Annotated in this window: 8 protein-coding genes; 2 read left to right on the top strand and 6 right to left on the bottom strand. The window is 53.4% G+C overall.

Going from position 1 to position 8666, the window contains the following annotated elements; all coding sequences use genetic code 11:
• Positions 1-70: 70 nt before the first annotated feature.
• The 3 genes from D5S03_RS05560 to D5S03_RS05550 all read right to left on the bottom strand — a co-directional run bounded on the left by D5S03_RS05560 (position 71) and on the right by D5S03_RS05550 (position 3401).
• On the bottom strand, positions 71-1030 hold the full coding sequence (locus tag D5S03_RS05560) for a TAXI family TRAP transporter solute-binding subunit (protein WP_287042948.1): 960 nt from the start codon (positions 1028-1030) through the stop codon (positions 71-73).
• 209 nt (positions 1031-1239) lie between these two features.
• Complete coding sequence (gene mgtE, locus D5S03_RS05555; RefSeq protein ID WP_287042947.1) at positions 1240-2673, bottom strand: magnesium transporter; 1434 nt, start codon at positions 2671-2673, stop codon at positions 1240-1242.
• A 311-nt stretch (positions 2674-2984) separates the two neighbouring features.
• Positions 2985-3401, bottom strand: coding sequence for a secondary thiamine-phosphate synthase enzyme YjbQ (locus D5S03_RS05550; protein WP_287042946.1), 417 nt, complete (start codon positions 3399-3401; stop codon positions 2985-2987).
• 142 nt (positions 3402-3543) lie between these two features.
• Between D5S03_RS05550 and D5S03_RS05545 the strand changes: the two genes are divergently transcribed.
• A complete protein-coding gene (locus tag D5S03_RS05545; protein ID WP_287042945.1) occupies positions 3544-4686 on the top strand; it encodes a site-2 protease family protein in 1143 nt (380 codons plus the stop codon).
• A 14-nt stretch (positions 4687-4700) separates the two neighbouring features.
• On the opposite strand, the gene D5S03_RS05540 is transcribed toward D5S03_RS05545, so the two are convergent.
• A complete protein-coding gene (locus D5S03_RS05540; RefSeq protein WP_144311432.1) occupies positions 4701-5354 on the bottom strand; it encodes a hypothetical protein in 654 nt (217 codons plus the stop codon).
• 111 nt (positions 5355-5465) lie between these two features.
• A complete protein-coding gene (locus D5S03_RS05535) occupies positions 5466-5969 on the bottom strand; it encodes a permease (protein WP_008869006.1) in 504 nt (167 codons plus the stop codon).
• Positions 5970-6008: 39 nt separating this feature from the next.
• On the opposite strand from D5S03_RS05535, the gene D5S03_RS05530 reads away from it, so the two are divergent.
• Positions 6009-6683, top strand: a complete 675-nt coding sequence (locus tag D5S03_RS05530; RefSeq protein ID WP_287042941.1) for a phosphoadenosine phosphosulfate reductase family protein — start codon at positions 6009-6011, stop codon at positions 6681-6683.
• 453 nt (positions 6684-7136) lie between these two features.
• Here D5S03_RS05530 and D5S03_RS05525 read toward each other — a convergent pair.
• The coding region (locus tag D5S03_RS05525) for an NADH-ubiquinone oxidoreductase-F iron-sulfur binding region domain-containing protein (RefSeq protein WP_287042939.1) at positions 7137-8666 on the bottom strand (1530 nt) is incomplete at its 5' end.

Here is an 8666-nt window from a genome sequence, read left to right as displayed (position 1 = left end):
TGACCTTTAATGCTGTGTGATCATGTATAACCGGCAGGTGACTATGGCCCCGTTACGTACAGAGCCAGGGCTACATCCAGCCCTGTTCCTCGTAATATCTCTTGGCGCCGGGCTGCAGGGGAGCGGACAGACCCTGCAGCATTTCCTCGACTTCCAGATGCCGGAAAGAGGCGTGGGATTCCCTCAAAGCGTCAAGATTTTCAAATACGGTTTTGACCATGTCGTAAACCACGTCTTCATCAACTTTTTCATCGCTGACAACTGTGGCGGTAACAGCGTAGGTCTCGATGTCTTCATCCACGCCACGGTAAGTTCCGCCCGGGATGGTGGTCATGATGTAATAAGGCTTTTCCTCGACCATGTCCTTGATTCCCTGGGCATTGATGGGGATCATGCGGATGTCCACGGATGTTGCAGGCTCTTCTATGGCTGCGCTGGGGTTGCCTATGGTATAGAAGAATGCGTCGATGTTGCGGTCCACCAGGGCGCGGGCGGCCTCGTGATGTTCCAGTCCCTCGGCCCGGAAGTCATTCTGGGGGTCTATGCCGTAAATTTCCAGAACGTCCATGGCGTTGCCCCTCTGTCCTGAACCGGGGTTGCCGATGTTTATCCTGTGTCCCTTGATGTCTTCCACGGAGTGAATGTCGGTATCCTGGCGGGTTACCAGCATGACTGTCTCAGGGTGCATGCTGAACAGGCTGCGCAGGCTCTTGATAGGACTTCCTTCCCATTCGGCGGCGCCGTTGTAGGCCTGCCAGTTGCGGTCTGACTGGGCCACGCCGAAGTCAAAAGCACCGCGTTCCAGGGCGTTGATGTTGAACACGGAACCGCCGGTGGGCCGGCCTATGTAGTTGTACTTGTCTCCGATTTCGTTGTTCATGATGTTGCTGATCTGCAGGGCTACCTGGTAGTAGACGCCTACAATGGAGGCTCCTCCAAACAGGATGTCCTGTTTGGCCTTGGCCTGGGGGGCTGACAGGGCCAGAGCCAGCACCGCTGCAACAGCAATGAAAATCCTCTTTCCGAACATAATGCGTACCTCCTGACAGATTAAAATGATAAAAAAATATACTAAACCCAAGTCTTCTTATGCTCCAGATCAGGAGGCCATGTCAATATGCCGGAAGTATTTTCGCCTGACTATTTCCATGGCCGGAGGGTACCATTCAGGGGGTCCTCGGTGTTGATTGCTGGCCGATTGCGGCATTCCCTGAATGGTTGCGCCGGATGATATCTGCTTCAGTGCGCCGCCGGAACTTCCAGGAGCCACGTGGCTATGCTGAAGTAGATGAGGATTCCGCCTATATCGGCTATGGAGGTTATAAGAGGTACGCTGGCTGTTGCCGGATCTACTTTCATTCTGGCCAGCAGAAAGGGCAGCAGGCATCCCACCAGACTGCCGAAAAGAACGACAACAGTCATTGTCAGCCCCACCACGATGGCCACTTCCGGTCCTCCCCTGAAAATGCCCACCATGGACACGGCCAGGGCCATGCCCAGGCCCAGGGTCAGGGCTATGCCTACTTCCTTGCCCAGCAGGTAAAGCCAGTCCGAAGCTTTTACGTCCCCTGTAGCCAGGGCCCTGACCATTAGAGTAGATGACTGGGAACCGGCATTGCCGGCGCTGGCGATCAACAGGGGCAGAAAAAAGACCAGGGCCACTACAGCTTCGATGGTGTTTTCAAAAAAGGCTATGCCGGCACCCGAGAGCAGATTGACAAAGACCAGGGCCAGAAGCCAGGGCAGGCGTTTCTGAATTATCAGCCAGGGGCTGGCCTCCCTGAAATTGACCCCCACCAGGCTTTCCCCGTGTCCGGATATGGAGCCCATGCGGTGAAAGTCCTCAGTGGCTTCTTCTTCCAGGATGTCATGCACATCATCAAAGGTGACGATGCCCACGAGCTTGTCGTCACCGTTGATGATGGGCATGGCCATGAGGTCGTACTTGGCTATGGTGGAAGCCACTTCTTCAGCGTTGTCCCGGGCATGAGCGAAAATTGGCTGCTGGTTCATGACTTCCGAAACCAGGGATCTTGGAGAGGCCACCAGGAGTTCGCGCAGTGAAATAACTCCTACCAGCCTGCGGTTCTCGTCTATGACGTAGCATTGATATATGGTTTCCTTGTCCGGTGCCTCCCTGCGGAGCTTGTCCAGGGCTTCCCTGGCGGTAATGTCGGGCGACAGGGCTGCATAGTCGGAGGTCATGACTGCGCCTGCAGTACCTTCGGAATAAGATGCCAGCCTGCGGATGTCTTCGCGTTCGGCGTGGGCCAGGGCTGGCAGAACCTCTTCCTGCTGTTCTGAAGTCAGCCGGTTGTACAGGTCGGCGCGTTCATCGTGAGACATGGCTCCGATTATCCGGGCCAACTGAGCGCGACCCAGGCATGAAGCCATGCGGGTTTCAAAATGCGGTGGCAGATAATTGAAAATCTGTGCCTGGGTTTCGTTGTTGAGCAGGGTTATGAAGGCACAGGCCTTTTCCGGGGAGAACAGTTCCAGGGCCTGGGCCCCGTCTGCGGGGTGCAGGGAATAGAAAAAATCTCTGATGGAGTCATGGTCTCCGGCTTCCAGCAGGGATTCCAGCCTGGAAATCAACTCCTGGCGGCCCTGATCGTCGCTGTCCAGGGCTGCATCCAGGAAGTCCTTGGCTTCTATGAGGATTTTGTTGTCCATGATCCATCTCCTTATATTGGCCGCCTCCACAGGGGGACGGCATAAGGCGGATCAGTCAGGGCAGGTCAGAAATGTATCCGTCTTCAATACCGTCCCGGAAGGCGGGATAATGGCGTAATAGAGGCTCAGGCCTCTTTTTCGGTCTGGTTGGCAAAATATGTTGTACCTACTACTCGGAAGGTCCATTTTTAAAACCGGCCTCATTTGAAGAGTGTTTCTCGTCCAAAATAATTTCAAGCACAAACAGATTATTATTATGCTATAAGGCAGGCGATGTCAAATAAAGCATCAGGTTGTGCCGCCTGTGACGGCTACTCGCCAATCACCTTTATAAGCACCCTTTTTTTTCTTCTTCCGTCGAATTCCCCGTAGAAAACCTGTTCCCAAGGACCCAGGTCAAGTCTGCCCTCAGTGATGGCTACCACCACTTCCCTGCCCATGACCTGCCTTTTCATGTGTGCGTCGGCATTGTCTTCGCCAACGTTGTGCCGATAGCCGGAAACAGGTTCGTGGGGAGCCAGTTTTTCCAGCCAGATTTTGTAGTCGTGGTGCAGGCCGGATTCATCGTCATTTATGAAGACGCTGGCGGTGATATGCATGGCATTGACCAGGACCAGGCCTTCGTTGACCGCGCTTTTGTTTACCGCGTCCTGAACCCGGGGGGTGATGTTTTCAAAATCCATGCGGGCCGGAATGTTCATCCACAGTTCCTGACGGTAGCTTTTCATGGCGGTTCTCCTTTTTTAGTTTACACCTTGGGAAATAAGAATTAGAAAATTTATTCAATTTTAGTAAAAACAGCAGCCATTTTCAAATCTAATCAGCCCTCCTGGAAAGACTTTTTCCTGCATGGGGCGACAAGGAAAAATAATGTTCGGCAAAAGCCTCAACCTGTTCAAGATATTCGGCTTTCAGATCAAGGTGGATGTCAGCTGGCTGATAATCGCCGTACTGGTAACCTGGTCCCTGGCAGTGGGATTTTTTCCTCACTTCATTGAAGACTTAAGCCCCATGGGTTACTGGATACTGGGCGTGATCGGGGCCCTGGGTCTTTTTTTCTCCATTTTGTTTCACGAGTTCTGGCATTCCTGGGTTGCCCGCAATTACGGGGTTCCCATCCGGGGCATCACCCTGTTCATTTTTGGCGGCGTGGCCGAGATGGAGGATGATCCCCAGAGTCCCAAGAGTGAATTCTGGATAGCCATTGCAGGACCTCTGGCCAGCATATTTCTGGCCCTGGTATTCTTTGTCCTGTATAATGCGGCCCAGTTCATGGGATTGGGAGCGGCGGGCATCATTTTATTCATGTATCTGGCCCTTATCAACACCATCCTGGCTGTTTTCAATATGATCCCCGCCTTTCCCATGGACGGAGGGAGGATATTAAGGGCTGTTCTCTGGAAATGGAAGGGGGATCAGCGCTGGGCCACCCGGATTGCAGCCAATATGGGTTCCATGTTCGGCCTGGTGCTCATAGGTATTGGAATACTGAACATGCTTACCGGAAACGTGGTAGGAGGGCTGTGGTATTTTGTCATCGGCATATTTATCCGGTACGTGGCCCAGAATGCCTACAGGCAGATGATGATTAAAAGCGCTGTGGCCGGCGCCAGGGTAAGATCACTCATGAAGCGGCCGGTCTACGTTTCCCCGGATATAACTCTTGCCAGACTGGTTGAAGAGTATGTCTACCAGTTTCATTTCAAGATGTTTCCAGTGGTGGACCAGGGAAAACTGCTGGGGTGCATCACCACCAGACAGATCGGGAGCATCGACCGGCATCAGTGGGGGGACACACTGGTACGCCATGTGTACATTCCCTGCTCGGACAACAATACTATTCATCCCAACACAGACATACTGTATGCCCTGAACAGGATGAACCAGGAAGGGCAGAGCAGGATGATGGTTGTGGATAACGGTATTCTGATGGGAATGATCTCCCTCAAGGACATTATGGGGTATCTCTCAGCCAGGATGGAGATAGAGGGAGACCGCAGCTTTTCGGATTGATCCGCTGCTGTTTATCAATAAGCGGGTCCAGCAGAGGGGATGCTGCCCTGTGTCCCCCGGGTCCAGGCTTTGACGGGCTGTCCCATGTCGTGTGCCAGGTTTTTGACTATGACGTATTCCGGGGACTGGGGCATCCAGGTCCGGCGGGTAACCAGGACAAAATCTCTGTCTCTGGCGTTGTCTATGCGGCCTGAATGGGCCATGGACCAGACAAGCTCATCAGTCTGCACACAGTAGATATTGATGGTCAGGGCTATGCTGGTACTGCCCTGGGAGCCTCCGTAAAGATAATGGTTGACCTGGCCCAGGACATACAGGTCAGCCTCTTTTTCACCTGCCATTCTCCTGGCGGCGGTTTTTCCCGGAGCATCCTGCATATCCCTGTAGCTTATACTGGGAAAAACTTCCTCCCCCACCCAGCTTCTCCAGAACAGGTGTCCGATTTTACGCCCTGTATCCGTGGATCCACCGGACCGTTCATGTACATAAAACGGGAAAAATACCGCCGTGAGGTCCTGTTGGGCAAAACTTACAGGGTAGACTGGAACATCCTGCCGGGCCTTGTCCAGGGTAGGGCGCTGGTAGATTGTAACATGGTCCAGACGGGGGTCTATTGTCTGTTCAAAGTTTTCTTCAACCCAGGCACAGCCGGTCATGGTTGGTATCATAATTAAAATCATCAGAAGGAGTTGTTTCATAAGGATAACCCTGCCTGAAAAATATGGTGTCAGACATGAGTTATTCAATATTAATGCCAGGTTTAACGCAGGCGGGAACATTTATCCCCTGGACCAGGCCTTCCAGGCCCAGTCTGCGAAGTAGCCTATGACTATGGGGAAAATCAGGCTGGCCGCCATGCGGCACAGGGCGAACTTCCAGCCCATAATGGGAGCTTCGTAAATGAGCAGGCGATGAAAACCCAGCAGGGCCCAGGAAGTGAGAAAGGCCACCAGTGGCCCCACTCCTGCCCCGGCTTTGAGCAGCACCGCCATCAGCGGAAAAAGGATGAACGGTCCTCCAGGCATTACTGCCCCGGCCAGGGTCCCCAGGGCCAGTCCCCTGAACCCGGACTCTGGTCCCAGGATGTCTGCAAGGAGATCTTTGGGCAGGATCTGTTCCACCATACCGGCCAGGATAAAGGCCACCAAAAGTATGGGCAGGATTTTGGCCAGCATTTTCATTCCCTGGACGAATCCGTCATTGACCAGTTGCGGATCTTTCTTGAATGCGATAATGGTCGCCGCCAGGCACAAAATGAGTATGAACAGAAAGGTTCCTTTCATGATCCTCCCGTTTTAAATTTTAACAGCATTAGTTGAGTCATGAATTTACAAGAAAAGATAAGTTTGACAAGAAAGATTTTTGAGCAGGCACTTGGTTTAAGCCCTGCTGGAAATATTTTTGCCGCCTGGACTGGGGGCAAGGATTCCACAGTGATGCTGCATCAATGGATGATTTTTTTGCAGGAAAGGGGTCCTGGGGTGCAGGTGCGGGCTTTGAACCTGGATACAGGGTATAAATTTCCTGAGGTTCTGGAATTCAGAGACGAGATGGCCTGGGAATGGGGCATTGAGTTAACGGTGGCGGGTCCGGATTCCAGTGCCATGCAGGATTTGCAGGAACTGTCAAAAGTGGAGTGCTGCCGTAGGCTCAAGGTCAGTCCCCTGCAGGAAGCAGTCAGAGAGCACGGAGTCAGAGTTTTGTTGACCGGCATCCGCAGGGATGAGCATCCCTCCCGGGAAAATACACCGGATGTGCAGGAAAAAAATGATCTGGATTATTATCAGGTTAATCCTATAGCACACTGGACGGAAATGGATATCTGGTCCTATATCATGCTCAAAGGACTGCCTTACTGCTCTTTATACGATGTTGGATACAGGTCCCTGGGCTGCAAGCCTTGTACGGTCAAGGGCACGCATATGAATGAACGTTCCGGGCGGGACAGGGAAAAGGAGGAAAACCTGGATATGCTGCGCAGCATGGGGTATTTTTAGCTATGCTCACTTGTTCATATGTATGACTTACGGTGACTGTTCCATGCTGGAACAAACAGGTACCAGGCAGCTATGTACGTAAATGAAGTTATTTTGCACAACCACCCCCGGCCCCTCCTTGACAAGGAGGGGAGCTGCACCGTGCCTGTAATTTAATCAGGAGTACAGATTAAGGATCTGTCACGATATAAGTGTTATATTTGTCTAATTGTTCCCACGCTCTGCGTGGGAACATTCCCTGGACGCTCAGCGTCCACGATGACCGCAGGAGCGGTCGGGCTACGCTCCCACGCAGAGCGTGGGAGCGATAAAAAACTTCGTGGAATAGATTTTAAATTTTATTGCTCTGTAAGCCTGCAATATATTTGAGCAGAGCACGGTCTACTCCCCTCCTTGGATAAGGAGGGGTTGGGGGTGGTTAGATATCAAGATCCTTTCATTACCCCTGTCCATTCAATCGATGGCGTCGAACATGCATTTGTCCAGGCAGAGCATGCATTTGATACATTTTTGAGGATCTATTTCTGCGGGCTGTTTCTTTTTCCATCGTACCGCTCCGGAAGGACAGTTTTTATGGCATAGTCCGCAGGAAGTACACTTGTCGGGATTTACCCTGAATTTTACCAGAGCTATGCATTTTCTGGCCGGGCATTTCTTGTTCCTGATGTGGTCTTCGTATTCCTTGGGGAAGTATTTCAGGGTGGAGAGCACCGGGTTGGGTGCGGTCTGGCCCAGACCGCAAAGCGAACTGTCCCGGATGGTGGCCGAAAGGTCTTCGAGTTCCCACAGATCCTGAATGACTCCTTCCCCGGCGCGGATGCGGTCCAGTATCTCCAGGATGCGCATGGTGCCTTCCCGGCAGGGGGTGCATTTGCCGCAGGACTCCTCCTGTACGAAGTCCATGAAGAACCTGGCCATATCCACCATGCAGGTACGCTGGTCCATGACGATCATGCCCCCGGAGCCCATGATGGCTCCGGCCCGGCTGATGGCCTCGTAATCCACGGGAAGATCCAGGTATTCCGCAGGCACGCACCCTCCGGACGGCCCTCCCAGCTGCACTGCCTTGAACTCCCGCTTGCCCGGAATGCCTCCCCCGATGTCGTATATTATGCTTCGCAGGGAAGTACCCATAGGCACTTCCACCAGCCCGATATTGCGCACGTCCCCGGACAGAGCGAACACCTTGGTGCCCTTGCTGTGTTCGGTGCCCACACTGGCATACCAGTCTCCACCTTCCAGGATTATCAAGGGCACATTGGCCAGGGTCTCCACATTGTTGAGCACTGTTGGCCGGTCCCAGAGGCCCTTCTGGGCCGGAAAAGGGGGTCTGGGGCGGGGCATGCCCCGTCCGCCCTCAATTGAGCGCATGAGGGCCGTTTCCTCACCGCAGACAAAGGCCCCGGCACCCTGGTATATTTCCAGGTCGAACCCGAATCCGCTGCACAGAATATCAGACCCCAGAAGCCCGTATTCCCGGGCGCGGTCTATGGCGATTTGAAGCCGCTCCAGGGCCAGAGGGTACTCGGTGCGGCAATAGATAAACCCCTGATCTGCATTTATGGTCCAGGCGGCGATGAGCATGCCTTCCAGCACCGAGTGGGGGTTGGCCTCCAGGATGCTGCGGTCCATGAAGGCCCCGGGATCGCCTTCGTCGGCATTGCAGAGAACATACTTAACCCCGCTTGTCTCTCTATAGGCGAACTTCCACTTCAAGTGCACCGGAAATCCGGCTCCACCCCGACCCCGCAGGCCGGATTTCTGCATCTCCTGCAGAATGTCCTCTGGAGTCATTTCCGTTAAAGCCCTGGCAGCAGCAAAGTATCCGTCCCTGGCAATATACTGGTCAATGGATTCAGGGTCGATTACGCCCTTATTTCTCAGCACCCAGGGAAGCTGGTGTGCAAAGAAGGGGATGTCCTGCTGGCGGGGCAGGATTTGTTTTGAGTCCGGATCTTTGTACTGCAGGCGCTGCAGGGGGGT

The organism is Desulfonatronospira sp. MSAO_Bac3, from assembly GCF_003838035.1.
GTDB classification, from domain to species: Bacteria; Desulfobacterota; Desulfovibrionia; order Desulfovibrionales; family Desulfonatronovibrionaceae; genus Desulfonatronospira; species Desulfonatronospira thiodismutans.
The sequence above is the reverse complement of the archived record's forward strand: the minus strand, read 5'-3'. Positions and strand labels throughout refer to the sequence as shown.